The organism is Pseudomonas sp. G5001, from assembly GCF_013385475.1.
Taxonomy (GTDB): Bacteria; Pseudomonadota; Gammaproteobacteria; order Pseudomonadales; family Pseudomonadaceae; genus Aquipseudomonas.
In genome coordinates this window covers 613,818-640,730 of record NZ_JACAPZ010000005.1, presented here as the reverse complement: position 1 = coordinate 640,730, position 26,913 = coordinate 613,818, and the positions used below count along the sequence as shown (strand labels likewise).

Sequence of the window (26,913 nt, the reverse complement as noted above, 5' to 3'; positions counted from 1 at the left end):
CATACCACGGGGGTTGCGCGTCGGGAACAGAGTGGGCCATGTCGTTCATGGATAAGGTTCTGGCCGTTGTGGGGCCCACACTCGCTCCCAACAAAGACGCTTTCTTTACGCCTTGCTGCAAAACCTAGCCACTATTCGCCGGCCACACAGAATGGCCATGAGGACACACACGATGGACGTCACCGCAACCTTAAGCTTGGGCGATCCGCTGGAACCCGCACGCAAGGCCACTGCGCAAATGCTGCAAGAACGCGAGCGGACCTTTTCGCTGCCGCAGCCGTTTTACTCTGATGAACGGCTGTTCGATATCGACATGCAGGAAATTTTCCAGAAAGAGTGGTTGATCGCCGGCATGACCTGCGAGATCCCCGCCAAGGGCAACTACATCACCCTGCAAGTGGGCAAGAACCCGATCATCGTGATCCGTGGCGCCGACGGTGTGGTGCACGCATTCCATAACGTGTGTCGCCACCGCGGTTCGCGCCTGTGCACCAGCGACAAGGGCAAGGTCGCCAAGCTGGTGTGCCATTACCACCAGTGGACCTATGAACTGGACGGCCGCCTGCTGTTCGCCGGTACCGAAATGGGCGCCGACTTCGACATGAAGCAATACGGCCTCAAGCCGGTGAATGTGAAGACCGCCGGTGGCTACATCTTTATCAGCCTGTCGGAGAACCCGCCGGCCATCGACGACTTCCTGTCGACCTTGAGCCACTACATGGAACCCTACGACATGGAGAACACCAAGGTGGCGATCCAGACCACCTTGTTTGAAAAAGCCAACTGGAAGCTGGTGCTGGAAAACAACCGCGAGTGCTACCACTGCAACGCGTCGCACCCGGAACTGTTGAAAACCCTGCTTGAATGGGACGACGTCACCGACCCGCGGGCCGACCAGGCCTTCAAGGACCACGTGGCCGCCTCCGCCGCCGCCTGGGATGCCGAAAAGATCCCTTACGCCCACGCCAGCTTCGGCCTGCGTAACCGCATCGTGCGCATGCCGCTGCTCAAGGGCACCGTGTCGATGACCCTCGACGGCAAGCAAGGCTGCAACAAGCTGATGGGCCGCATCAAGAACCCGGACCTGGGCTCGATGCGCATCCTGCACCTGCCTCACTCGTGGAACCACTGCATGGGCGACCACATCATTGTGTTCACCGTGTGGCCGATCAGTGCCCAGGAAACCATGGTCACCACCAAGTGGATCGTGCACAAGGACGCCGTAGAGGGTGTGGACTACGACGTCGAGCGCATGCGCAAAGTGTGGGACGCCACCAACGACCAGGACCGTCGCCTGGCCGAAGAGAACCAGCGCGGCATCAACTCCACCGCGTACCAGCCAGGGCCGTACTCCAAGACTTATGAGTTTGGTGTGGTGAACTTTGTGGACTGGTACAGCGAGCGGATGCTGAGCAACCTGGGGGCGGCGCCAGCGCCGTATCTGAAAGGCGTCGCCGTACACGAGTAACCGGCTGACACGCCGCCGATCAAAATGTGGGAGCCGGGCTTGCCCGGCCCCCACACTGGTTTGTGACTGTACAAAATTCATCCAACACCGTGACAGACCGCTGCCCGCCTTACTTCCAGCCATTGCCCAACAACTTATCCACAAAGCCACCCACAGCAATTGTGGGCAACTGCGCTTTCCCGTCGAAATAAAACCAAGAAAATCCGTGACTTATTCAAAGGCACCGGTTTTATCCCAAATTGATCATTTTTTGACCTAAAGCCTGAAAGCCACGTCCTGCATGGGCTACAGAGGAACGCAAACACCTTATCCACAGAAGCGCCAACAGACTTTGGGGGCAACTTTGGGCCATCTGTGGAAAACCGGCTTAAACCGAGGAAAATCGCGGCTTTGAAAGCAAAAACCAGCCGGAATAGCGATATTGGTTACATTTTAATCAACGCACTGTAAGCCACGCGTTATATGGCCTACAGCGGATAGCGAACATCTTATCCACAGAAGCACCAACAGACTTTGGGGGCAAGTCTGTCCCGGGCATTTTCCTTATCCACAGAAAAACCCAAGGAAAAACCGTCAGTTAGGTTGGTTATTTTTCGTACAGAGAGCTGGAGGGCTTGATTTGCATGGGGTGTGGACAGCCGCGAACAGGTTATCCACAGGTGGGTTAACAGGGATTGTGGGTAAAGCCACAATCGCCGCAAAACAGTGTGGGAGCGGGCTTGCTCGCGAAAGCGGCGGATCAGTCGGTACATGAGTTACCTGACACACCGCCTTCGCGAGCAAGCCCGCTCCCACAGTGGATCAGCGCACTACACCTTCTTCTATAAGCAATTTAAGAATGGCTTCAGCGCCCGCTTCCGGGCTCACGCCTTTGAGCACCTGCCCACCGCCGCCGCTGGCCTTGGCCGTTGCAGCCTTCATCCGGTCGGCACCGCTTTTGGCCTTGATCACCTTGAGGCGCTTGGGCCGAGGCTTGGCCGGCTGCAATACAGCGCCTGTGAATAACTCATCCTCCAACACCTCGACGTCATGGGCCGTCAGCTCACCGCGTTGCGCCGGGCCGTAGGCGCTTTGCCGTGGCTTGGGCGCCGCGTTATCCACCGTGGCCATAAACGGCAGGCGCACCTTTAGCCGCCGCCGTTGGCCGCGAGGCAAGGCCTGCAGCACATGGGCCACGCCGCCTTCGATGGATTCCACCTGGGCCAGGCCGACAATCAGCGGCCAACCCAGTTGCTCGGCCAGCAGGAACGGCAACATCCCCGAGCCTTCGCCGGTTTCCGCCTGGCTGCCGGTGAGCACCACTTGGGCGCCCGCGTCCCGCAGATAGTCGCCGAGCACCGGCAAGGCGTCTGCCCCGGCCGGTTGTTCAAGCACGTGCAACTGCGGCAAGCCCATGCCCAGGTAAGCGCGCAGGGTGGGTTCGCCGATGTCGCCGGCGTGCAGCACTTGCAGGTTATCCCCAGCCAGTTGCAGGCCCAGTTCCACAGCGCGCGCGTCTTGCTCGGCGCGGCGTGGGCGGCCTGAAGTCGGGTGGGCGCCGATGGACACCAGGCTGATTACATTCGTCGTCATGGCCATTTCCTTAAGCTGCATCGCGCTTGGCACCGTGGCGGTAGGCCTCGACCGCGACGATCAAGGCTTGCAGTATCGCGGCGCTTTCGCCGATCACCGACAGGTCGGCACGCTTGATCATGTCGCAGCCCGGGTCGAGGTTGATCGCCACCACCTTGTCGCAGGCACCAATGCCTTGAAGGTGCTGGATCGCCCCGGAAATCCCCACCGCCACGTAAACCCGTGCAGTGACCCATGTGCCGCTGGCGCCCACCTGGCGATCGCGCGCCATGAAGCCGTCGTCCACCGCCACCCGCGAAGCACCTTCGGTGGCGCCCAACGCGGCAGCAGTCTGGTGGAACAGCGCCCAGTCCTTGACCCCGTTGCCACCGGAGAAAATAAACTCGGCTTCGGCCATGGGAATCGCCGCCGGGTCCACGGCCACCGCACCCAAATCTTCGATACGCGCAAGGCTGCGGGCCAGGCTTGTGGATAACTCCACCGGCAGCACTTCGTGACGGGTTTCGCTGACGGGATCGGCGCACTCCGCCGCAGCCAGGATCATCCGTGGCAGTGGGCGGGCAAGATCCTCCTGACCCGCGCCCGCACGGCCAATACATTCCTGGCCCTTGATCTGCCAGACCCGCGTGGCCGGGCGCTCCTTGAGGCTGGCGGCAAAGCGCCGCCCCAATTCACCACCGCCGCTGCGGCTGTCCGGCAGCAACCAGTGGCGCGGGTTGAACTGGTTATCCACAGCCCGCAGACCGTGAACCCGTTGCTCCGGTGAATAACCGTCGAATTCATGCCCGTCCAACACCAGCAGCCGATCCACACCGGCAGTGGCGAAGGCGTTTTCCTTGTGTTCGCCGAACACCACGGCCAATACCGCACCGTCGTCGCCGGCCAGTTGCCGGGCCAGGCCCAGCAAGTCGCGGTCGTGGCTGCTCAGGCGGCCGCCGACCATGTCCGGCACCACGTTGATGTAGAAAGCGGGCGCCGGTACCTGATGCAGCGGCAACTGCACTTCCACCGCTGCCGTACGCTTGGCCGCGCCGCCCTGCTGGGCGCCGCTGCGGTCAATACGCTTGATGCCGTTGGGGCCGATAAAACCGACACCGTGCACGTTCTTGCGGATGACCCCATTGGGCCCCATCCAGCTGTGTTGCACCGGCTGCATCGCCGCGTGCAGCGGGTGCAGGCGGTTACGGGCGATCCATTCGGCCCGTGGGTCGCGGCGGATAATGTCGCTCATCAATGCACCTCCGCAGGTTCGCGTTTCGGCGCCTTGGCCGGTGCCGCGTCTTCAAGCAACGCGTCAGCGACCAGTTCGGCAATGTCCTTGATCAAGGGACGCGGTTCGACCACGCCTTCCAGCATCGCCGTGCACTGTGGACAACCCACGGCCACCAGTTCGGCACCGGTCTCGCGGATGTCTTCCATGCGCATGTCGGGAATCCGCTGCTTGCCGGGAATATCGGTGATCGGCGCCCCCCCACCGCCACCGCAGCAGCGCGAGCGGAAACCGGAGCGCTGCATTTCCTTGACCTCGATCCCCAGCGCCCGCAGCACTTGGCGCGGTGCCTCGTACTCGCCGTTGTAGCGGCCCAGGTAGCACGGGTCGTGATAGGTCACGCTGTTGCCTTTGTGCTGGCCCAGGTTGAGGGCGCCGGCGTCGATCAGTTCGGCCATGTAGGTGCTGTGGTGCTGCACCAGGTAGTTGCCATCGAAGGCGCCGTATTCGTTTTTCAGCACGTGGAAACTGTGGGGGTCGCAGGTGACGATGCGCTTGAAGCTGTACTTGGCCAGGGTCTGGATATTGCGTGCGGCCAGCAGCTGGAAAGTGGCTTCATCGCCCAGGCGCCGCGCCACGTCGCCGCTGTCGCGCTCTTCAAGGCCCAGTACGGCGAAGTCGACCTTGGCGGCTTTCAGCACTTTGACGAACGAGCGCAGGGTGCGCTGGTTGCGCATGTCGAAGGCACCGTCGCCGACCCAGAACAGCACCTCGACGGTTTTCCTGTCGCTGAGCAAGGGCAGGTTCAAATCCGCCGCCCAGTTCATCCGCCCGCCCGGTGCGAAGCCGCCCGGGTTGTCGGTGGCGATCAGGTTTTCCAGGACTTCGGCGCCCTTGTTCGGGGTCGCGCCCTTTTCCAGGGTGAGGTGGCGGCGCATGTCGACGATGGCGTCCACGTGCTCGATCATCATCGGGCACTCTTCCACGCAGGCGCGGCAAGTGGTGCACGACCACAGGGTCTCGGCGTCCACCAGACCATTGACGATTGGCTGGTGCGGGTTGCCGGCGTGTTCGCCGATGGCTTTGCCCGGATACGGGCTGCCGGCGAACTTGGCGTCGGTGCCACCGGCCAGGCCGACGACCATGTCCTGGATAAGTTTTTTCGGGTTCAGTGGCTGGCCGGCGGCGAACGCCGGGCACGCGGCTTCGCACTTGCCGCACTGCACGCAGGCGTCGAAGCCGAGCAGTTGGTTCCAGGTGAAATCCACCGGTTTTTCCACGCCCAGGGGCGCGCTTTTATCGGCGAGGTCCAGGGGTTTCAAACCGGTGGAACGGCCGCCGCCGAAGCGTTCGGCGCGGCGGTGCCAGGCCAGGTGCAGGGCACCGGCGAAGGCGTGTTTCATCGGCCCGCCCCAGGTCATGCCGAAGAACATTTCCGACACGCCCCACAACACGCCCAGGCTCAGCAGCGCGGCGAGCAGCCAGCCGCCGAAGTCCGCCGGCAGAATCCCGGCCACCGGCAAGGTCACCAGGAAGAAGCTCACCGAGAACGCCATCAGGCTTTTCGGCAGGCGCATCCACGGGCCTTTCGACAGGCGTGCAGGCGGGTTGCGACGGCGCAGGTAGACGAAGGTGGCGCCGACAAACATCAGCACCGAAGCCAACAGCAAGGCGTAGCCGAGGATGCGGTTATGCAGGCCGAAACCGTGCACCAGGATCGCCAGCAGCGCCGAGAGCACAAAGCCCAGGGCTGTGGCGACGTGGGTGTTGGCGATGTATTTGTCGCGGGCGACCACATGGTGCAGGTCGACCATGTAGCGCTTGGGCATGGCCAACAGACCGCCGAGCAAGTCGACCTTGGAGGACCGCCCGCGGCGCCACATGTTCACCCGGCGCAGCGCGCCGAGGACGGCAAGGCCCAGGGCGGCGAAGAGCAGGATGGGAAGAAGGGTGTTCAACATGGTGAAGCTCCCGAAGACCACACAGGTCTACTGTGAAACTGGCCCGAAATGTGGGAGCGGGCTTGCTCGCGAAGGCAGCGTGTCAGTCGATGCATCCAGTGGCTGACACACCGCTTTCGCGAGCAAGCCCGCTCCCACATTTGACCGAGTACACCTCGTCAGAAATCCTTGCACAGGCGCAGGGCGTCATAGATGGCCGCGTGGGTATTACGCTGGGCCACGCAGTCACCAATGCGGAACAGCAAGTACCCCTCGCCCGGCTCGCTCAGGCACGGCTGCGGCTTGATCGCGAACAGGGCCTCGATGTCCATCTGGCCCTTGTTGCGCGAGCCTGCCTTGAGCCCGTAGTAGAGCTCTTCGTCCGGACGCACGCCGTTCTCGACCACCACCTGGTCCACCACCCGCTCTTCCCTGGCCCCGGTGTATTCGTTCTCCAGCACCGCCACCAGCTTGTCGCCTTCGCGGTAGACCTTTTCCAGCATCATGTCGCCGGTCATGATCACTTCCTTGGGGTACATGCTGCGGTAGTACGTCGGGAACGACGTACCGCCCACGGCCACGCCCGGCTTGATGTCGTCGGTGACGATCTCGACCTGGCTGCCCTTGTCCGCGAGGAAGTCGGCCACCGACATGCCGGTGAACTCGCAGATGGTGTCGTACACCAGCACGTTCTTGCCAGGTAGAACCTTGCCGTCGAGCACGTCCCAGCTGCTGACCACCAGGCCTTCAGCCGCGCCCCAGTGTTCGTTCTGCTCCAGGAACGGATGACCGCCCACCGCCAGCACCACCACGTCCGGGCGCAGGTCGAGGATGGTCGCCGCGTCCGCCGCCACACCCAGGCGCAGGTCGACGTTCAGGCGCGCCAGTTCCAACTGGAACCAGCGGGTGATCCCGGCAATCTGGTCACGCTGCGGGGCTTTCGATGCAGTGGTGATTTGCCCGCCGATAAATTCTTTCTTCTCGAACAGCGTCACGTCGTGGCCACGTTCGGCAGCCACCCGCGCCGCTTCCATCCCGGCCGGGCCGGCACCCACCACCACGACTTTGCGTTTTGGCCCGGTGGATTTCTCGATGATGTGCGGCACGCCCATGTATTCACGGGAAGTGGCGGCGTTCTGGATGCACAGCACATCCAGGCCCTGGTACTGGCGGTCGATGCAGTAGTTGGCGCCGACGCACTGTTTGATCTGGTCGATCTGGCCCATCTTGATCTTGGCGATCAGGTGCGGGTCGGCGATGTGGGCGCGGGTCATGCCGACCATGTCCACGTAGCCGCCTTCCAGGATGCGCGTGGCCTGGTTCGGGTCCTTGATGTTCTGCGCGTGCAGCACCGGGGCCTTGACCACTTCCTTGATGCCGGCCGCCAGGTGCAGGAACGGCTCCGGTGGATAACTCATGTTCGGGATAACGTTGGCCAGGGTGTTGTGGGTGTCGCACCCCGAGCCGACCACGCCGATGAAGTCGAGCATGCCGGTGTCGTCGTAGTACTTGGCGATCTGTTTCATGTCCTCGTGGGACAGGCCGTCCGGATGGAATTCGTCGCCGCACAAACGGATGCCGACGCAGAAATCCGGGCCGACTTCCTTGCGCACCGCCTTCAACACCTCAAGGCCGAAACGCATGCGGTTTTCGAAGCTGCCGCCCCATTCGTCAGTACGTTTGTTGACCCGAGGGCTCCAGAACTGGTCGATCATGTGCTGGTGCACCGCCGACAGCTCCACACCGTCCAGGCCACCGGCCTTGGCCCGTGCCGCAGCGGTAGCGTAGTTGCCGATCACCCGCCAGATTTCTTCAGGCTCGATGGTCTTGCAGGTGGCGCGGTGCACCGGCTCGCGGATGCCCGAGGGCGACAGCAGCGTGGGCCAATGCTCGCCGTCCCAGCGCGAGCGACGGCCCATGTGGGTAATCTGGATCATGATCTTGGCGCCATGCTTGTGCATGGCGTCGGCCAGGTTCTGGAAGTGCGGGATGATCCGGTCATCCGCCAGGTTCACCGACTTCCACCAGCCTTGCGGGCTGTCGATGGCGACACTGGAAGAACCGCCGCAGATCGCCAGGCCGATCCCGCCCTTGGCTTTCTCTTCGTAGTACTTCACATAGCGGTCGGTGGTCATGCCGCCGTCGGTGGCATACACCTCAGCGTGGGCGGTACTGAGCACGCGGTTGCGGATGGTCAGTTTGCCGATCTGGATCGGCGCAAACATTGCTTCGAAAGCCATGGCAGGGTCCTCGACTTACAACGGCTTGACGGTGAACAGGCCGTCGTCGTGGCCCTCTTCGGAGCCGCCGTATACCTGTTCCGCAACGGTGCGGATCTTGCTGCCGCGGGCTTCGAGAATCTGGTCCATCGCGCCGGCAAACCAGCCGGTGAACATGTAGTCGACCTTGCGCCCGACCTTGCCGTACACGTAGACGAATGCCGAGTGCTCGAGCTTGACGCTGGCCGTGCCTTTATCGAGGTCGATGTCCTGGATCTTGAACAGGCCCCAGCCGCGCTGCGACAGGCGCTTCATGTAGTGCTCGAACACTGCGACGCCTTCCAGGCCATGGCATTCAGCTTCTTTTTCACACCAGTGCCAGGCGGATTTGTAGCCGGCCTTGTAGAGGATTTCGGCGTAGGCCTCGCTGCCCAGGACTTCTTCGATCCCCATGTGATTATTGACGAAGAAATGGCGCGGCACGTACAGCATCGGCAGGGCGTCGGAGGTCCAGACACCGGTTTCGCTGTCGACTTCGATAGGCAATTGAGGGGCGATCTTGGCCATGGAAACTTAACTCCGGAAAATGCTTTGGTAAGCCCCCGACGCATAAGGTTGGGGGAAAAGAGGCGTGAGTGGTGGCTTATTCGCCCCAGACGTCCTTCAGGACGTTGACCCAGTTTTCGCCCATGATCTTGCGCACCACGCGCTCGGGATGGCCGCGCTTGAGCAGGGTCTCGGTGAGGTTCGGGAACTCGCCCACGGTGCGGATGCCCAGCGGGTTGATGATCTTGCCGAAGCTGGTCAGGCGGCGGGCGTAGCCCTTGTCGTGGGTCAGCATTTCGAAGAAATCCTGGCCATGGCCCTGGGTGAAGTCGGTGCCGATGCCGATGGCGTCTTCGCCCACGATGTTCATGGTGTATTCGATGGCTTCGGCGTAGTCGTCGATGGTCGAGTCGATGCCCTTGGCCAGGAACGGCGCGAACATGGTCACGCCGACAAAGCCACCGTGGTCGGCGATGAACTTCAGCTCTTCATCGGACTTGTTGCGCGGGTGCTCTTTGAGGCCTGAAGGCAGGCAGTGGGAGTAGCACACCGGCTTTTTCGATTCGAGGATGACTTCTTCGGAGGTCTTGGAGCCCACGTGTGACAGGTCGCACATGATGCCGACGCGGTTCATCTCGGCGACGACCTCGCGACCGAAGCCCGACAGGCCGCCATCGCGCTCATAGCAGCCGGTGCCCACCAGGTTCTGGGTGTTGTAGCACATCTGCACCACGCCAACCCCGAGCTGCTTGAAGATCTCGACATAGCCGAGCTGGTCTTCAAACGCGTGGGCGTTCTGGAATCCGAAGATGATGCCGGTCTTGCCCTGTTCCTTGGCGCGACGGATATCGGCGGTGGTTTTCACCGGGATCACCAGGTCGCTGTTTTCGCGAATCAGGGTCTGGCTGGCCACGATGTTGTTAATGGTGGCCTGGAACCCTTCCCATACCGACACGGTGCAGTTGGCAGCGGTGAGGCCACCCTTGCGCATGTCTTCGAACAGGTCGCGGTTCCACTTGGCAATGATCAGCCCGTCGATAACGATGCTGTCGGCGTGCAATTCGGCTGGGCTCATCAGGCGTCCCCTTATTGGCGATTCATGCGCCGAATCGTCTGCCGGCGCTTTGGGGCCAGCATATGCCCCGGGGCAGAAGGAGCCGGGTGCAAAAACGACAAGGGAATTGCCGAAAGCGTCAATCCGCGACAAAGGCCAACATGACATCTCTGACGGGTGTCTGTTCTTTGTCTTACGCTTGAGCCAGAATTTGCTCATCAACTGATATGAGACGGCGCAATGAAATCGATTTTCCTGGCTTTGGCACTCATCGCAACCGGCGTACACGCCGCTGAAGACACCGACAGCACGCCCTGCGATGGCATCGAGAACGACAAGCAAACCCTGGAATGCGCCACCTACAACAAAACCACCGCCGAACAACTGCTCAAGGATAACTACCAGGGCTTGCTGGAACGCATGGGTTCGACCTATGGCAGCAACAAGACGCAGCTGGCGGACATTACCGCTCGTCTGAAGGATGCCCAGCAGAAGTGGGAAAAGTTACGTGATGCGGATTGCGCCGTAGATACCTTTCCGGCAGTGGCGGGAAGCAAGGCATATGCGATCCAGCAGAATGATTGTCTGGCGCGGATGAGTGATGAACGGTCGGAGTTTTTGGAGTCGATTGGGCAGGAATAAGCGACAATCCCCTCCACTCTTTACTCAGAACCAAGGCTATTCATGACAATCTGCGGCATCGAAATCAAAGGCAGCGAAGCCATTATTGCTGTCGCCTCGCTCGACGGTCAGGCATTGAGCCATGTAGCCCTGGCCACCAAGAAAATCGCCCTTGAAGACGATGATGAGGCGGCCAACGTCAAGGCCTTCGCCGCTCAGGTCAGCGCGTTTGTGCGGGAAAACGGCATCAGCCGCATCGCCATCAAGAAGCGCAGCAAGAAAGGCGAATTCGCCGGTGGCCCGACTACGTTCAAGATTGAAGGTGTGTTTCAGTTGCTGGAGGGCGTTGAAGTGACGCTGCTGTCGCCGCAGACCATCAATGCGCAGAACAAGAAACATGACTTTGCCCTGCCGGCGACGCTGAACAAGTATCAGCATGAGGCCTTCAAAGCCGCGTGTTCAGCCCTGCTGAAGAAATAAGCTACATCGCACATCCCCTGTGGGAGCGGGCTTGCTCGCGAATGCGGTGTGTCAGTCAATACATGTAACGACTGATCCACCGCATTCGCGAGCAAGCCCGCTCCCACATTTGATCTGTGTTGTTTTCAATAGCGGTGTTCATACCGCTTCCCGGCGCCGATCTTCCCTTGGGCACTTGGCAAACCTTGCCCGGTAGCTGCGGGTGAAATACGACGGCGACTCAAACCCGCAGGCGATGCTCACCTCCAGCACGCTCAGGTCGCTCTGGCGCAACAACTGCCGAGCCTTTTCCAGGCGCAAACCCAGGTAGAAGTTGCTCGGTGTGTCGTTCAGGTGCAGCCGAAACAAGCGCTCCAACTGCCGCCGCGTGACCTTGATCGCCTCCGCCAGCGCCAGTGTGCTCAACGGCGGTTCCGTGTGCTGTTCCATCTCCCCAATCACCTGCACCAACTTCTTGTTGTTGATGCCGTAGCGCGTGGCGATCTGCATGCGTTGGTGGTCTTTGCGCGGGCGGATGCGGCCGAGCACGAATTGCTCGGACACCTGGATCGCCAACTCTGGCCCGTGGGCCTGGCTGATCAGGTCGAGCATCAGGTCGATGGACGCGGTGCCGCCCGCCGAGGTGATGCGCCGGCGGTCGATCTCGAACAGCTCCTGGGTTACCGTCAGCTGTGGATAAGATTCCTTGAAGGCGTCGATGGCTTCCCAGTGCAGGGTCAGGCGGTGGCCGTCGAGCAGGCCGGCTTCGGCGAGTACGCAGGCGCCAGTGTCGATGGCGCCGAGGGTCACGCCGTCGTGGTCAAGGCGACGCAGCCAGTGTTCCAGTGCGGGCGTGGCGAACTTCAGCGGTTCGAAGCCGGCCACCACCAGTAAGGTCGAGCCTTTCTTCAGCGGTTCCAGTGCGGCGTCGGCGTTGACCGACATGCCATTGCTCGCCAGCACCGCGCCGCCGTCGGCGCTCAAGACATGCCAGCGGTACAGCTCGCCGCGAAAACGATTGGCGACACGTAAAGGTTCGATCGCGGAGATAAAGCCGATGGCGGAGAAGCCCGGCATCAGCAGAAAGTAGAAATCCTGGGACATGGAGCGCTCTCGTAGGACGGACAGCGTGGTCACTGTGATACGCCAGTTCAATCGGTCATTCAAGGGGGCAGGTCGCTGCAGTGCAAGAGCTGGTCGCCGCCGTGCGTTTTGTCGGGGACCAAGCTGCGTAACTTGGCTGCACGGTGCACAAAGACGCCGGAACCCACAATAACAACCTGCCGAGGGAACCACCATGAACCGACTGATCAGCCGCTGCGTGCTCGCACTCAGCGCCAGCGCCATTTTGAGCACCAACGTCATGGCAGCCGATGCGGCTTCTTGCCAGAACGTGCGCATGGGCGTGGTGAACTGGACCGACGTAATCGCCACCAGTGCCATGACTCAAGTGTTGCTCGACGGCCTCGGCTACAAGACCAAACAGACCAGCGCGTCCCAGCAAATCATCTTTGCCGGGATTCGCGACCAGCGCCTGGACATGTTCCTGGGCTACTGGAACCCGCTGATGACCCAGACCATCACCCCGTTTGTCGAGGCCAAGCAGGTCAAGGTGCTCGACAAGCCGTCCCTGGAAGACGCCCGCGCGACCCTGGCGGTGCCGACTTACCTGGCCGACAAGGGCCTGAAGACCTTCGCTGACATCGCCAGGTTTGAAAAAGAACTGGGCGGCAAGATCTACGGCATTGAACCGGGCTCGGGCGCCAACACCCAGATCAAGGCGATGATCGCCAAGAATCAGTTTGGCCTGGGCAAGTTCCAACTGGTGGAATCCAGCGAGGCCGGCATGCTCGCCGCCGTCGACCGCGCCGTGCGCCGCAAGGAGGCCGTGGTGTTCTTCGGCTGGGCGCCGCACCCGATGAACGTCAACGTGGCGATGACTTACCTCACCGGCAGTGATGACGCGCTGGGCCCGAACGAAGGCATGGCCACCGTGTGGTCCGTCACCTCGCCGACCTACGCCGAGCAATGCCCCAACGTGCACAAGTTGCTCAGCAACCTGACCTTCACCGCCGCCGACGAGAGCCGAATGATGCAGCCGCTGCTGGATCACAAGGACGCTTTCGAGTCGGCCAGGCAATGGCTCAAGGATCACCCGCAAGACCAGCAGCGCTGGCTGGAAGGCGTGACCACCTTCGACGGCAAACCCGCCGCAGCCAACCTGCAATTGACCAGCAAATAACCTGTCTTGAATCACCGTTTCGCAGCCGCTCCCGGCTGCGAACGGTATGACTACGCCTGAAAATCACGCCTGTAAGGAACCTGCCTCATGAACCACGACGTCATCATCACCTGCGCACTCACCGGTGCTGGCGACACGACCGCCAGAAGCCCTCACGTGCCGGTCACTCCGAAACAAATCGCTGCCGCGGCGGTGGAAGCAGCCAAGGCCGGTGCCACCGTGGTGCATTGCCACGTACGTGACCCCGAGACCGGCAAGTTCAGCCGCGACGTGGCGCTGTACCGCGAAGTGATGGAGCGCATCCGCGAGGCGGACGTCGACATCATCGTCAACCTCACCGCCGGCATGGGTGGCGACCTGGAAATCGGTGGCGGCGAGAACCCCATGGAATTCGGGCCCAACACCGACCTGGTGGGCCCGCTGACCCGCCTGGCCCACGTGGAAGAGCTGCTGCCGGAAATCTGCACCCTGGACTGCGGCACCCTGAACTTCGGCGATGGCGACACCATTTACGTCTCCACCCCGGCCCAGCTGCGGGCTGGCGCCAAACGTATTCAAGAGCTGGGCGTTAAAGCCGAGCTGGAGATTTTCGACACCGGTCACCTGTGGTTCGCCAAGCAGATGATCAAGGAAGGCTTGCTCGACAACCCGTTGTTCCAGCTGTGCCTGGGCATCCCGTGGGGCGCGCCGGCCGACACCACCACCATGAAAGCCATGGTCGACAACCTGCCGGCTGACGCGGTGTGGGCCGGCTTCGGGATTGGTCGCATGCAGATGCCGATGGCGGCGCAAGCAGTGCTGCTGGGCGGCAACGTACGGGTCGGCCTGGAAGACAACCTGTGGCTGGACAAGGGCGTGCTGGCGACCAACGGCCAGTTGGTGGAACGCGCCAGCGAGATCCTCAGCCGCCTGGGTGCGCGGGTCATGACCCCGGCCGAAGGCCGCGTGAAGATGGGCCTGACCAAGCGCGGCTAAGACACACCGCACGACGCCCTGCAGGAACCGAATCAAATGTGGGAGCGGGCTTGCTCGCGAATGTGGTGGATCAGCCACCGAATGCATCAACTGACAGACCGCTTTCGCGAGCAAGCCCGCTCCCACAGGAGATCACCGAACTCTTTAGGAATTTGCCATGAGCTTTATCACTGAAATCAAAACCTTCGCCGCGCTGGGCAGCGGTGTTATCGGCAGCGGCTGGGTATCCCGCGCACTGGCTCACGGCCTGGATGTGGTGGCCTGGGACCCGGCGCCCGGCGCCGAAGCGGCCCTGCGCAAACGTGTCGCGAATGCCTGGGGCGCACTCGAGAAACAAGGCCTTGCACCCGGCGCCTCGCAAGACCGCCTGCGCTTTGTGGCCACGATTGAAGAGTGCGTGAAAGACGCCGACTTCATCCAGGAAAGTGCCCCGGAACGCCTGGAATTGAAGCTGGAATTGCACAGCAAGATCAGCGCCGCGGCCAAGCCGAATGCGTTGATTGGTTCGAGTACTTCGGGGCTGTTGCCGAGCGAGTTTTATGAAGGCTCCACGCACCCGGAACGTTGCGTGGTGGGGCATCCGTTCAACCCGGTTTACCTGTTGCCGCTGGTGGAAGTGGTAGGCGGCAAAAACACTGCGCCGGAAGCGATTCAGGCAGCAATCAAGGTGTACGAATCCCTCGGCATGCGCCCTTTGCATGTGCGTAAGGAAGTGCCCGGTTTTATCGCTGACCGGCTGCTGGAAGCCCTGTGGCGTGAGGCCTTGCACCTGGTGAATGATGGCGTGGCAACCACCGGCGAAATTGACGACGCGATTCGCTTTGGCGCCGGTTTGCGCTGGTCGTTCATGGGGACGTTCCTGACCTATACGCTGGCCGGCGGTGATGCCGGGATGCGGCATTTCATGGCGCAGTTCGGCCCGGCCTTGCAGCTGCCGTGGACCTATCTGCCGGCGCCGGAATTGACCGACAAATTGATTGACGACGTGGTGGACGGCACCAGCGATCAGTTGGGCAAGCACAGCATTTCGGCGCTGGAGCGCTATCGTGATGATTGCCTGCTGGCGGTGCTGGAGGCGGTGAAGACCACCAAGGAAAAACACGGTATGACCTTCGCCGAATAAGCCCTGTAAAGATCGTTCCCACGCTCTGCGTGGGAATGCAGCCCAGGACGCTCTGCGTCCCAACGCGTGACGCAGAGCGTCACAGGAGGCGTTCCCACGCAGAGCGTGGGAACGATCACGTACCTACCGGGAACCGAACCATGCCCGCACTCACCACCTACACCACCAAAATCCTCCCCGAGTGGGTCGACTACAACGGCCACCTGCGCGATGCGTTCTACCTGCTGATATTCAGCTACGCCACCGACGCACTGATGGACACCCTGGGCCTGGACAGCGAAAACCGCGAAGCCAGCGGCCACTCGCTGTTCACCCTGGAGTTGCACCTCAACTACCTGCACGAAGTGAAACTGGGCGCCGCCGTCGAGGTGCACACCCACCTCATCGCCCACGACCGCAAGCGCCTGCACCTCTATCACAGCCTGCACCTGGTGGGCGACGAAAAGGAGCTGGCGGGCAACGAACAGATGCTGCTCCACGTCGACCTCGCCGGGCCGCACTCGGCGCCATTCAGTGAAGCGGTGCTGGGCAAGCTTGCCAGCATCAGCGCCGAACAAACCGACCTGCCGAAGCCCGCCCTGCTCGGCCGCGTGATTGGACTGCCACCCCAAAAATAAGGAATCGCCATGCAAACCGCCGCCGCTGTTGCCGACTTCCGTACTTACCCACTGATCAGTGACCTGGCCGATGTGCAGGTGCACGGCGATCACCTCAGTGTGCGATGGGCCGATGGGCGGGTCAGCCCGTTTCATCACCAGTGGCTGCGGGACAACTGCCCGTGCCCTGTTTGCGTCTACAGCGTGACCCGTGAACAGGTGCTGGAAATCGTCGATGTGGACGAACACCTCACGGCCCTCAGTGCACGTATCGACCAGGGTCTGCTGACAGTGGAATGGAGCGGCGGGCATCGCAGCCAATACGATCCCGGATGGTTGCGGGCGCACGCCTACGATGATGAATCACGCGCGGAGCGCCGGGCGGCCAAGCCGAAATCCCGGCTGTGGGACCACAGGTTCGAGCTGCCCGTCTTCGACTACGCGGCATTGATGGAAGACCCGAAAGCCCTGCTGCAATGGCTGCTGGCCCTGCGTGACAGCGGCCTCACCCAAGTGCGCGGCGTGCCCACCGAACCTGGCTCGCTGGCGCTGATCGCCAAGCGCATTTCGTTCATCCGCGAGAGCAACTTCGGCGTGCTGTTCAACGTACAGTCCAAGGCCGATGCCGACAGCAACGCCTACACAGCATTCAACCTGCCGCTGCACAGTGATTTGCCGACGCGGGAGCTGCAACCCGGGCTGCAGTTCTTGCATTGCCTGGTGAACGACGCCGACGGGGGCGAGAGTATTTTTGTCGACGGTTTTGCGATTGCCCGGGCGCTGCGGGACGAAGATCCGGAAGCCTTTCGCGCGTTGTGCGAGATCCCGGTGGAGTTTCGCAACAAGGACCGTCACAGCGACTATCGCCGGCTGGCGCCGATCATCGCGCTGGATGCATTGGGAGAGGTCGCCGAGATTCGCATGGCCAACTTTCTGCGCGGGCCGTTTGAGGCGCCTGCAGAGCAGATGCCGTTGCTCTATCGCGCCTATCGCCGGTTTATTGCGATGACCCGGGAAGAGCGTTTTCGGCTGGTCAAACGTCTGAATCCGGGCGAGCTGTGGTGCTTTGATAATCGCCGGACCCTGCATGCGCGCAATGCGTTTGATCCGGCGTCCGGCGCGCGGCATTTCCAGGGCTGCTATATCGATCGGGATGAGTTGTTGTCGCGGATATTGGTGTTGCAGCGGTAGACCGAGGCGCCCCCTTCGCGAGCAAGCCCGCTCCCACATTTGACCGAGTTCCTCCTGAAAAAACGCGGTCAACTGTGGGAGCGGGCTTGCTCGCGAAGGGGCCAGCAGCTTCACCTCAAATTTCAGCTCAAAAAAAGCCCCGATTCAGCCGTGACAGGATCGGGGCAGAGTGCTTTGTGTGAGCTGCGCATCCCGAGGGTGACCAAACCTTCAAGCTGCTTGCTTGGTGTCAGTGTGCACACTCCCCTGCCTTGCGAGTTAGCCGAAAACGACCTGTTCATAGGTGTGCCGGACATTCATGCATTCAGGCCTTGCCGACTCGGTGATGGCCTACCAGAATCGACTTCAAACCCCCGCTCCCCTAACAAGGATTAACGTCATGATGCACGCGGATTTGATTGACCAGGATGACCTGCTGGGCCAGCTGCGGTCGTTGGGTTTCGAGGTGTCCAGCGGCGCTACCGCCGAGCAGGCTTGCGAGTGTGCGGTGCGCGGCTTGAGCGCGGCGCGGGCCAAGGCGCTCAAGGGTATGGTTGAGCAGATGTACACCGGCAGCGCGACGATCTTGCCGGCGGTGAGGCAGGCGATCGACAAGCAGTTGTTGCCGGCGCTGGTGCAATTTCGGCAGAACTCTGGCGCCTGATATACCGCATTCGCGAGCAAGCCCGCTCCCACATTCGACCGCGTTCCTACTGAAAAAACGCGGTCAAGTGTGGGAGCGGGCTTGCTCGCGAATGCAGGCGACTCGGTCTAAAGCCTTACACTCGCGAAAGTCGACTCATTCCTGGCCTGGCTCAACGCCGACAACGGCCCGGACAACGGTGACAACACCAGCGCCTGCGGAATCGGCATCATCGCTACCTGCTGCGTGGTGTTGGAACCCACACGCTCATCCCGCGGCGGAATGCCGAAGTATTCGCGGTAGCACTTGGAGAAGTGCGGCGTGGAGACAAACCCGCACACCGACGCCACTTCGATGATCGACATCGGCGTTTGCTTGAGCAACTGCCGCGCACGGATCAGGCGCAACTTGAGGTAGTAGCGCGACGGCGAACAGTGCAGGTATTTCTGGAACAAGCGCTCCAGCTGACGCCGGGACACCGCTACGTACACCGCCAGTTCATCGAGGTCGATCGGCTCTTCCAGGTTGGCCTCCATCAGCGCGACGATTTCCTGCAACTTCGGCTGGTTGGTGCCAAGCATGTGCTTGAGCGGCACACGCTGGTGATCCTGTTCGTTGCGGATGCGCTCGTACACAAACATCTCGGAGATCGCCGCCGACAACTCACGGCCGTGGTCGCGGCTGATCAGGTGCAGCATCATGTCCAGCGGCGCGGTGCCGCCGGAGCTGGTGAAGCGGTTGCGGTCGAGGGTGAACAGGCGTGTGCTCATGGCCACGCGGGGAAAGGCTTCCTGCATCGACGCCAGGCATTCCCAGTGCACGCTGCAATCGAACCCGTCCAGCAGGCCGGCGCAGGCCAGGGCCCAGCTGCCGGTGCACACCGCGCCAAGGCGACGGGATTGGCGCGCCTGGCTTTGCAGCCACGACACATGTTCACGGGTCACGGTGCGCTGGATACCCACGCCGCCACAGACGATCACGGTGTCCAGGGCCGGGGCTTTGTGCATGGAAGCATCGGGGGTGATTTGCAGACCGTCGCTGGCCCACACTTGGTTTCCGTCCACACTCAACGTCGTCCAGCGATACAGCTCGCGGCCGGAGAGTTGGTTGGCCATGCGCAGGGGTTCGACTGCGGAGGCCAGGGAAATCAGCGTGAAATTGTCCAGCAGCAAAAAGCCGATGGATTGAGGCGCACGGTTCTGGGGTTGAGCCCCGGAGTTGAACGACGTCATCGCGGTATCTCCTCACACAAAGCGGGTGATGGCCTCAGGCGAGGCTCTTGTTATTGCGCTCATCGCCTTAAGGAAACTCCTATGGCGAGAGGCTTTGTATTGATAGAGCAAATGCCATGCCTAAAGTTGAATGCGTATTCAATAACTCCTGAAAACGACCTCATGACGTGTCTATATAAGCCCGCGCATGGAGTGGGGGATATGACCCAGAAAAGACGTGAGAGAACGCAGGCTCAAGGTGTGTGAGCAGATCGGTAGCACTTGTGGGAAGGGAGAGAAACGACGTGGGAAAAGTCTGTCACCACAAGCACGGGTGACCGATGGTCATAAGGGGAAATCGTTCGGGAGCTACTTATCTAATTGCGACGCGCTAAAAGGTGGCGCTTTTGGTTCTGGTGTTCACTTTATGAGCAGTGTTGCCTGGTCTACCGCATTCGCGAGCAAGCCCGCTCCCACACTTGACCGCGTTTTTTCCGTAGGAACTCGGTCGAATGTGGGAGCGGGCTTGCTCGCGAATGCAGGCGACGCGGTCTTTCCGGATCAACACTCCACCGCACTCACCGCCAACCCACCCCGCGATGTTTCTTTGTACTTGTCATGCATATCCGCCCCGGTATCGCGCATGGTGCGGATCACCCGGTCCAGCGAGATGAAGTGCTGGCCATCCCCCCGCAGCGCCATCTGCGCCGCGTTGATCGCCTTCACCGCGGCAATCGCATTACGCTCGATGCACGGCACCTGCACCAGCCCGCCTACCGGGTCGCAGGTCAGGCCGAGGTTGTGTTCCAGGCCAATCTCCGCCGCGTTGCACAATTGCTCCGGCGTAGCCCCGAGGATCTCCGCCAACCCCGCCGCCGCCATGGCGCACGCCGAGCCGACTTCACCCTGGCAGCCGACTTCGGCACCCGAGATCGACGCGTTTTTCTTACACAGGATGCCCACCGCCGCCGCGCCGAGGAAGTAGTCGACCACGTTGGCCTCGGTCACTTCTTCGCTGAACTTCATGAAGTAGTGCAGCACCGCCGGGATGATCCCCGCCGCGCCGTTGGTCGGTGCCGTGACCATGCGCCCGCCGGCGGCGTTTTCTTCATTCACCGCCAGGGCGAACAGGTTGACCCACTCCATCGCGCTCAAGGTCGAGCCGATCACGTTCGGCTTGCCCAGCTCCTGCAAGCTGCGGTGCAACTTGGCTGCACGGCGCCGTACATTAAGGCCGCCGGGAAGGATGCCTTCGTGCTTTAGGCCTTGCTCCACGCAATCCTGCATGGCTCGCCAGAGCTTCATCAGGCCGCTGCGGATTTCTTCTTCCGAGCGCCAGGTTTTTTCATTCGCCAACATCAGCTCAGCGACGCGCAGGTTGTGGGTCTTGCACAGCTGCAGCAGTTCCACCGCACTGGAAAAATCATAGGGCAGCTCGGTGCGGTCCATGTCCGCCACGCCGCTGTTGGCCTGGGCTTCATCCACCACGAATCCGCCGCCCACCGAGTAGTAGGTGTCGCGGTGCAGCTCGCCGTTATCACCAAACACCACCAGGGTCATGGCATTGGGGTGGAACGGCAGGTTTTCGTCGATCAGGCGCATGTCCCGCGCCCATAAGAAAGGCACCGGCAAACGTGCGTCCAGCAGCAGGGTGTTGGTCTCGCGCAGGGTTTCGATGCGGATGCCGATCTGTGACGGATCGATCGCGTCCGGCCACTCGCCCATCAGGCCCATGATCACCGCGTTGTCGCTGCCGTGACCGATGCCCGTGGCCGATAAGGAGCCATACAGCTGAACTTCGACGCGCCTGACTTGTTCCAACACATCACGTTCACGTAATCCTTGAACGAACAACGCCGCGGCGCGCATGGGGCCGACGGTGTGAGAACTCGAAGGCCCAATGCCGATTTTGAACAGGTCGAAAACGCTGATAGCCATTGCCGTGAAACTCCTCGATGAGCACAGGCCAGGCGCACATAACGCCTGGTGACGGAGCTGCTACGCTCATGTCGCAATCCGCCCAGATGCGGCCATCATCAAGCTTTTGCTGGCGCTCACGGCGTCTCACACCGACGTACCCATGCTCATCAGCGCCGCTGTTGTGGAAGGCGACGTTTTGGCCGTTTTTTGCGGTGCAGATCGGTAAAAAGTGCAGTTTTGCCGTGGAAAAAATCTGTAAGCGACGTCACCGACACTGGATACGACCATCCCTGTACTGGATACGACGCCCCCTGTAGGCGTCAGATTTTCACTGGTACATGATCAGTCTCGACTCGTTTGCACAGTTGCGTGGCAGAGCTGTGCCGCACGCCCAACCGCAACACCTATAAGCGCGGTGTTATTGCCGCCAGAAAAACACCAGGAGTCCACCCCCATGAAAGGTTCCCCGTCGTTGTTGTTGGCCGCCATGCTGAGTCTGCCAGTCGTGGCTCACGCTGCAGAACCGGCGCAATGCCAGACCGTCAACTTCTCCGATGTCGGCTGGACCGACATCACCGTCACCACGGCCACCACCAGCGAAGTCCTCAAGGGCCTCGGCTACAAACCCCGCACCACGATGATTTCAGTACCCGTGACCTACAAGTCCCTGGCCGACGGCAAGAACATGGACATCTTCCTCGGCAACTGGATGCCGACCATGGAAAACGACATCAAGCAGTACCGTGATGCCGGCACCGTGGAAACCGTGCGCGCCAACCTGGAAAACGCCAAGTACACCCTGGCCGTACCGGAAGCGCTGTACAACAAGGGCCTGAAAGACTTCGCCGACATCGTCAAATTCAAGGATGAGCTGGGCGGCAAGATCTACGGGATCGAGCCGGGCAACGACGGCAACCGGACCATCCAGACCCTCATCGACAAGGACGCTTTCGGCCTGAAAACCGCCGGTTTCAAAGTGGTCGAATCCAGCGAAGCCGGGATGCTTTCGCAGGTGGAACGCGCCACCAAGCGCGACCAGGCCATCGTGTTCCTCGGCTGGGAACCGCACCCGATGAACACCCGCTTCAAGATGAAGTACCTGACCGGGGGTGATGATTCATTCGGCCCCAACTACGGCCAGGCCACCATCTACACCAACGTCCGCAAGGGCTACACCCAGGAATGCAGCAACGTGGGCCAGTTGCTGAAAAACCTGTCGTTCACCCTGAACATGGAAAGCACCCTGATGGGTAACGTCCTGGACGACAAAATGAAGCCTGACGCCGCCGCCAAGGCGTGGCTGAAGAAGAACCCGCAAGTGCTCGACACCTGGCTCGCCGGTGTCACCACGGTCGATGGCAAACCAGGACTGGAGGCCGTCAAAGCTTACCTCGCCAAGTAAACCGCTGACCCCGGGCCGGTACGCTGGCCCGGGATGTTTTTCCTCTTCGCATGTGGACATTCACTACCATGCTGACTGAACATAAAATCCCGCTAGGCCAGTACATCGCTGCCTTCGTTGAGTGGTTGACCCAACACGGGGCCGCCTACTTCGACGCAATCGCATCGACCCTGGAAACGATGATCCACGGCGTGACGTTCGCGCTGACCTGGTTCAATCCACTGGCATTGATCGGTCTGATTGCGCTGCTCGCTCACTTCATTCAACGCAAATGGGGCCTGACCGTTTTTGTCATCGCCTCCTTCCTGCTGATCCTCAACCTGGGGTACTGGCAGGAAACCATGGAGACCCTGGCGCAAGTGCTGTTCGCCACCCTGGTCTGCGTGGTGATCGGCGTGCCGCTGGGCATCGTTGCCGCGCACAAACCGATGTTCTACACCCTGATGCGGCCGGTGCTCGATCTGATGCAGACCGTACCGACCTTCGTCTACCTCATCCCTACCCTGACCCTCTTCGGGCTGGGTGTGGTGCCCGGGCTGATTTCCACGGTGGTGTTTGCGATTGCCGCGCCTATCCGTCTGACTTACCTGGGTATCCGTGATGTGCCGCAAGAGTTGATGGACGCCGGCAAGGCCTTTGGCTGCTCGCGCCGTCAGTTGCTCTCGCGGATCGAACTGCCCCACGCCATGCCGAGCATCGCCGCCGGCATTACCCAATGCATCATGCTGTCGTTGTCGATGGTGGTGATCGCGGCCCTGGTGGGCGCCGACGGCCTCGGCAAACCGGTGGTCAACGCGCTGAACACCGCCGACATCGCCCTGGGCTTTGAAGCCGGCCTGGCGATCGTATTGCTGGCCATCATGCTCGACCGCATCTGCAAACAACCCGACGCCAAAGTAGGGGGTGATGCATGAGCATTATCCGATTCGAAAATGTCGACGTGATCTTCTCCAAAGACCCACGCGAGGCGCTCAAGCTGCTGGACCAGGGCATGACGCGCAACGAGATCCTGAAAAAGACCGGGCAGATTGTCGGCGTTGAAAACGCCAGCCTGGATGTCGAGAAAGGCGAGATCTGCGTGCTGATGGGCCTGTCCGGCTCGGGCAAGTCGAGCTTGTTGCGCTGCATCAATGGCTTGAACACCGTCAGCCGCGGCAAGCTGTTTGTGGAGCATGAAGGTCGCCAGATCGACATCGCATCCTGCACCCCCGCCGAGCTGAAAATGATGCGCACCCAGCGCATCGCCATGGTGTTCCAGAAGTTCGCCCTGATGCCCTGGCTGACGGTGCGCGAGAACATCAGCTTCGGCCTGGAGATGCAAGGCCGCCCGGAGAAAGAACGACGCAAGCTGGTGGACGACAAGCTGGAACTGGTGGGCCTGTCGCAGTGGCGCAACAAGAAGCCCGACGAGCTTTCCGGTGGCATGCAGCAGCGTGTCGGCCTGGCCCGCGCATTGGCGATGGACGCCGATATCCTGTTGATGGACGAACCCTTCTCGGCACTCGACCCGCTGATCCGTCAGGGCTTGCAGGATGAGTTGCTGGAGCTGCAACGCAAGCTGAGCAAGACCATCGTATTCGTGAGCCACGACCTGGATGAGGCGCTGAAACTCGGCAGCCGCATCGCGATCATGAAAGACGGGCGGATCATCCAGTACAGCGTGCCGGAAGAGATCGTGCTGAACCCGGCGGATGACTATGTGCGGACCTTCGTGGCCCACACCAACCCGCTGAATGTGCTGTGTGGCCGCAGCCTGATGCGCACGGTGGATAACTGCACCCACGTCAACGGCTCCATCAGCCTGGACCCGGGCGGTGACTCGTGGCTGGACCTGGCCGAAGGCAACACCATCAAGGGCGCGCGGCAGAACGGTTCGGTGCTGAACCTGCAGAACTGGGCACCGGGGCAATCGGTGGAGGGCCTGGGCCGGATGCCGACGCTGGTGGATTCCAATATCGGAATGCGCGATGCGTTGCAGATTCGGTACCAGACAGGCAACAAGCTGGTGCTGCAGGACGACAACAAGGTGGTGGGGATTCTGGGTGACAGTGAGCTCTATCACGCCCTTTTGGGCAAGAACCTGGGCTAACAGACACCGCAACATAAATGTGGGAGCGGGCTTGCTCGCGAATGCGGTGTATCAGTGTCAGATGTACTGACTGACACTGCGCATTCGCGAGCAAGCCCGCTCCCACATTTTGCTCAGGTGGTGTCAGTAACGACACCACCTGTCCTTTCAACACTCAGCTATAGACACGGCCAAGGAGCTGCCGATGGCTTTCAAACTGATCGAGCACGTCCCGGGTGATCTGCTCCTGGGTGAAGCCCATCAGGTCGTATTCCTGAGGCCCGTTGTGCAGGTAAACCTCGGCGCGGTAGTAGCGCGTGCGTTCTTCCTCGGGCAAGTCGTTCGGTGCCGACGAATAAGCATCCAGGCTGACCTCGTAGACAAACGGATTGCCCTCTTGCATCTCGATGCGCACACCAATGCAGCGCTTGGATTTGCCCAGCAGGGTCTGCACTTCCAGCCCCTGGTCACGCAACGCAGTCGCCGCTTCTTCCAGCGCCGGCGTGACGTGCTTGTCCATAAAGCGTTGCACGGTACCCTGGCTCGGTTGCAGGTCCAGGGCAGTCAAACGCTCGCTGAAACCACGCCGACCACGCTCGGCCAACTGCGCCTGCTCCAACTCGATCGCCACGTCCTGGCGCATCGCCTTGTGCAGGCCGAACATGAAGAACACCAGCACCACCGAGAACGGCAAGCCCGCCAGCACCACCATGGTTTGCATGGCTTCGAAGTTACCGGCGAACAGCAGGCCGATGGTCACCAGGGTGATCACCGCCGACCAGAAAATCCGCAGCCAGTGCGGCGCATCTTCGTCAACGTTGCCGCCCTTGCAGGACAGGTTCGCCATCATCACCGCGCCGGAATCCGCCGGGGTCAGGAAGAGTACGAAGCCCACGAAGATCGACACACCGATGACGATTTTCGACGCCGGGTAATGCTCAAGCAGTTGGTAGATCGCCATGGACGGCTGTTCCAGCGCCGTCTTGCCCAACTCCACCGCGCCATGGTTCACCACCAGGTCCAGGGCCGAGTTGCCGAAGATCGACAGCCACGCCAGGGTGAAGCCCAGCGGGATCAGCAGCACGCCGGCCACCAGTTCACGCACCGTGCGACCACGGGAAATACGCGCGATGAACATGCCCACGAATGGCGCCCAGGAAATCCACCAGGCCCAGTAGAACAGGGTCCACAGGCCCATCCAGCGTTCGGTCTTGTCGGCGTCGCCTTCGTACACGTACAGGTCGAAGGTCTTCAGCACGATGCCGTTCATGTAGTCGCCGATGTTCTGCACGAAGCCGTTGAGCAGGTGCAGGGTCGGGCCGAACAGCAGCACGAAAATCAGCAGGCCGCTGAACAGCACGATGTTCAGGTTGGACAGGCGGCGAATGCCGTTCTCCACACCCGACACGGCGGCAATGGTCGCCACAGTGCTCATCACGATGATCACGATCAGCAGGTTGGTGTTGCTGTGCTGCATGCCGAACAGGTTTTCCAGCCCGGACGACACTTGCATCGAGCCAATCCCCAGGTTCGTCACCAGGCCCAGCAGGGTCACGAACATGCCGAAGCCGTCCACCGCGTGACCGGCCGCGCCTTTGACCCAACGCTCGCCCACCAGCGGGTACAGCGCCGAGCGCAGGGCCAGCGGCTGGTTATGACGGTAGGCAAAATACGCCACGGCCAGGCCGACCAGTGCGTAGATCGCCCAGCCGTGCAGGCCCCAGTGCAGGAACGTCAACTGCAACGCCTGGCGTGCAGCTTCGCCGGTGGCCGATGCGCCTTCAGGCGGGTTGAAGTAGTGGTCCAGCGGCTCGGAGGCGCCGAAGTACAGCAGCGAGATGCCGATGCCCGACGAGAAGAGCATGCCGGCCCAGGCGCCGTAGCTGAAGTCCGGGGTGTCGTCCTTGCTGCCCAGTTTCAATTTGCCATAGGACGAAAACGCCAGGCCCACCACAAACACCAGGTAGGCGGCGATCACGACCATGTAGTACCAGCCAAAGCTTTTCGACAACCAGGCTTGGGCCACACCGAGCATCCTGCCGGCTTCCTGCGGGGCGATGATCAGAATCGCGGTCAACAACAGAATCAGCGCGGTGGAGGTGTAGAACACCCAACCGTTGACCCGCACCTTTTCTGGCGGGGTCTTTATAAGAGAGGCAGAACTCATGGCACAGATGCTCCGGGCAGTGCAGAGAAACACAAGGCAACGCTTGACCCGAGCCATCGATTTTTCGGCAGTCGACGGACGGGTGTATAAAGACACCCCGAAAAACCATAAACCCCCGGCGAACCGCTGTGCCGGGCTGTTTCATGGGTTTTCCCGATGTCAGGTGGCGCCACATGCACGTAGGAAATACCTGTAGGCAGCGACCATTTGTCGCAGATCTTATTCTTTGTTGATTGAACGTTCAATCAAAACAAAATAGACTGGCCCTCAAGCCGACGGACGTTTATCGCCCGTTGGCAGGCCTAAG

At 61.2% G+C, this 26,913-nt stretch carries 22 protein-coding genes; 12 read left to right on the top strand and 10 right to left on the bottom strand.

What is annotated here, in order from left to right; translation table 11 throughout:
- The first annotated feature begins 172 nt into the window (after window positions 1–172).
- Window positions 173–1,468 (top strand): glycine-betaine demethylase subunit GbcA, encoded by a 1,296-nt coding sequence (gene gbcA, locus HX805_RS04340; RefSeq protein WP_003216945.1) that lies wholly within the window; start codon window positions 173–175, stop codon window positions 1,466–1,468.
- A gap of 801 nt (window positions 1,469–2,269) precedes the next feature.
- On the opposite strand, the gene HX805_RS04335 is transcribed toward gbcA, so the two are convergent.
- The 6 genes from HX805_RS04335 to HX805_RS04310 form a co-directional block, all read right to left on the bottom strand.
- Window positions 2,270–3,040, bottom strand: a complete 771-nt coding sequence (locus HX805_RS04335) for an electron transfer flavoprotein subunit beta (protein WP_102370063.1) — start codon at window positions 3,038–3,040, stop codon at window positions 2,270–2,272.
- A 10-nt stretch (window positions 3,041–3,050) separates the two neighbouring features.
- The gene (locus tag HX805_RS04330; RefSeq protein ID WP_008430652.1) at window positions 3,051–4,271 is read right to left on the bottom strand and encodes an electron transfer flavoprotein subunit alpha/FixB family protein; all 1,221 of its coding nucleotides are present in this window, start codon (window positions 4,269–4,271) and stop codon (window positions 3,051–3,053) included.
- The gene (gene dgcB, locus HX805_RS04325; RefSeq protein WP_177116628.1) at window positions 4,271–6,211 is read right to left on the bottom strand and encodes a dimethylglycine demethylation protein DgcB; all 1,941 of its coding nucleotides are present in this window, start codon (window positions 6,209–6,211) and stop codon (window positions 4,271–4,273) included. The genes HX805_RS04330 and dgcB overlap by 1 nt, the downstream gene beginning before the upstream one ends.
- A gap of 158 nt (window positions 6,212–6,369) precedes the next feature.
- Window positions 6,370–8,430: a dimethylglycine demethylation protein DgcA gene (gene dgcA, locus HX805_RS04320; RefSeq protein WP_087694764.1), complete on the bottom strand. Its 2,061-nt coding sequence runs from the start codon at window positions 8,428–8,430 to the stop codon at window positions 6,370–6,372.
- Between the two features lie 15 nt (window positions 8,431–8,445).
- A complete protein-coding gene (locus HX805_RS04315) occupies window positions 8,446–8,976 on the bottom strand; it encodes a DUF5943 domain-containing protein (protein ID WP_008430647.1) in 531 nt (176 codons plus the stop codon).
- Between the two features lie 76 nt (window positions 8,977–9,052).
- The gene (locus HX805_RS04310; RefSeq protein WP_003216932.1) at window positions 9,053–10,030 is read right to left on the bottom strand and encodes a dipeptidase; all 978 of its coding nucleotides are present in this window, start codon (window positions 10,028–10,030) and stop codon (window positions 9,053–9,055) included.
- Window positions 10,031–10,249: 219 nt separating this feature from the next.
- Here HX805_RS04310 and HX805_RS04305 point away from each other — a divergent pair, with 219 nt between their 5' ends.
- Complete coding sequence (locus HX805_RS04305; protein ID WP_003216930.1) at window positions 10,250–10,651, top strand: lysozyme inhibitor LprI family protein; 402 nt, start codon at window positions 10,250–10,252, stop codon at window positions 10,649–10,651.
- 42 nt (window positions 10,652–10,693) lie between these two features.
- A complete protein-coding gene (locus HX805_RS04300) occupies window positions 10,694–11,110 on the top strand; it encodes a DUF3010 family protein (protein ID WP_177035271.1) in 417 nt (138 codons plus the stop codon).
- 138 nt (window positions 11,111–11,248) lie between these two features.
- Here HX805_RS04300 and HX805_RS04295 read toward each other — a convergent pair whose 3' ends face one another.
- Window positions 11,249–12,193: a GlxA family transcriptional regulator gene (locus HX805_RS04295; protein ID WP_003216927.1), complete on the bottom strand. Its 945-nt coding sequence runs from the start codon at window positions 12,191–12,193 to the stop codon at window positions 11,249–11,251.
- Window positions 12,194–12,386: 193 nt separating this feature from the next.
- Here HX805_RS04295 and HX805_RS04290 point away from each other — a divergent pair, with 193 nt between their 5' ends.
- From HX805_RS04290 to HX805_RS04265, 6 genes are all read left to right on the top strand, one after another.
- Window positions 12,387–13,331 (top strand): choline ABC transporter substrate-binding protein, encoded by a 945-nt coding sequence (locus tag HX805_RS04290; RefSeq protein ID WP_008430636.1) that lies wholly within the window; start codon window positions 12,387–12,389, stop codon window positions 13,329–13,331.
- 87 nt (window positions 13,332–13,418) lie between these two features.
- Entirely contained in the window at window positions 13,419–14,306 is an 888-nt protein-coding gene (locus HX805_RS04285; protein WP_003216924.1) for a 3-keto-5-aminohexanoate cleavage protein, read from the top strand.
- 157 nt (window positions 14,307–14,463) lie between these two features.
- Window positions 14,464–15,429 carry an L-carnitine dehydrogenase gene (locus tag HX805_RS04280; protein ID WP_017476440.1) on the top strand — a complete coding sequence of 322 codons (966 nt, stop codon included), beginning with the start codon at window positions 14,464–14,466 and terminating at the stop codon, window positions 15,427–15,429.
- A 140-nt stretch (window positions 15,430–15,569) separates the two neighbouring features.
- Complete coding sequence (locus HX805_RS04275; RefSeq protein WP_003216921.1) at window positions 15,570–16,046, top strand: thioesterase family protein; 477 nt, start codon at window positions 15,570–15,572, stop codon at window positions 16,044–16,046.
- A gap of 9 nt (window positions 16,047–16,055) precedes the next feature.
- On the top strand, window positions 16,056–17,216 hold the full coding sequence (locus tag HX805_RS04270; protein WP_003216919.1) for a gamma-butyrobetaine dioxygenase: 1,161 nt from the start codon (window positions 16,056–16,058) through the stop codon (window positions 17,214–17,216).
- 379 nt (window positions 17,217–17,595) lie between these two features.
- Window positions 17,596–17,859, top strand: coding sequence for a hypothetical protein (locus HX805_RS04265; RefSeq protein WP_003216918.1), 264 nt, complete (start codon window positions 17,596–17,598; stop codon window positions 17,857–17,859).
- Between the two features lie 107 nt (window positions 17,860–17,966).
- Here HX805_RS04265 and HX805_RS04260 read toward each other — a convergent pair whose 3' ends face one another.
- Together HX805_RS04260 and HX805_RS04255 are read right to left on the bottom strand one after the other, a co-directional pair.
- Window positions 17,967–19,070, bottom strand: coding sequence for a GlxA family transcriptional regulator (locus tag HX805_RS04260; protein ID WP_003216915.1), 1,104 nt, complete (start codon window positions 19,068–19,070; stop codon window positions 17,967–17,969).
- 540 nt (window positions 19,071–19,610) lie between these two features.
- A complete protein-coding gene (locus HX805_RS04255) occupies window positions 19,611–20,987 on the bottom strand; it encodes an L-serine ammonia-lyase (RefSeq protein ID WP_008434038.1) in 1,377 nt (458 codons plus the stop codon).
- 436 nt (window positions 20,988–21,423) lie between these two features.
- Between HX805_RS04255 and HX805_RS04250 the strand changes: the two genes are divergently transcribed.
- From HX805_RS04250 to choV, 3 genes are all read left to right on the top strand, one after another.
- Window positions 21,424–22,371 carry a choline ABC transporter substrate-binding protein gene (locus HX805_RS04250; RefSeq protein WP_003216912.1) on the top strand — a complete coding sequence of 316 codons (948 nt, stop codon included), beginning with the start codon at window positions 21,424–21,426 and terminating at the stop codon, window positions 22,369–22,371.
- A 68-nt stretch (window positions 22,372–22,439) separates the two neighbouring features.
- Entirely contained in the window at window positions 22,440–23,285 is an 846-nt protein-coding gene (gene choW, locus HX805_RS04245; protein ID WP_003216909.1) for a choline ABC transporter permease subunit, read from the top strand.
- Window positions 23,282–24,460, top strand: a complete 1,179-nt coding sequence (choV, locus tag HX805_RS04240; protein WP_177027999.1) for a choline ABC transporter ATP-binding protein — start codon at window positions 23,282–23,284, stop codon at window positions 24,458–24,460. Before choW ends, choV begins: the two co-directional genes overlap by 4 nt.
- A 154-nt stretch (window positions 24,461–24,614) precedes the next feature.
- On the opposite strand, the gene HX805_RS04235 is transcribed toward choV, so the two are convergent.
- Entirely contained in the window at window positions 24,615–26,549 is a 1,935-nt protein-coding gene (locus HX805_RS04235; RefSeq protein WP_236260840.1) for a BCCT family transporter, read from the bottom strand.
- Window positions 26,550–26,913 lie beyond the last annotated feature (364 nt).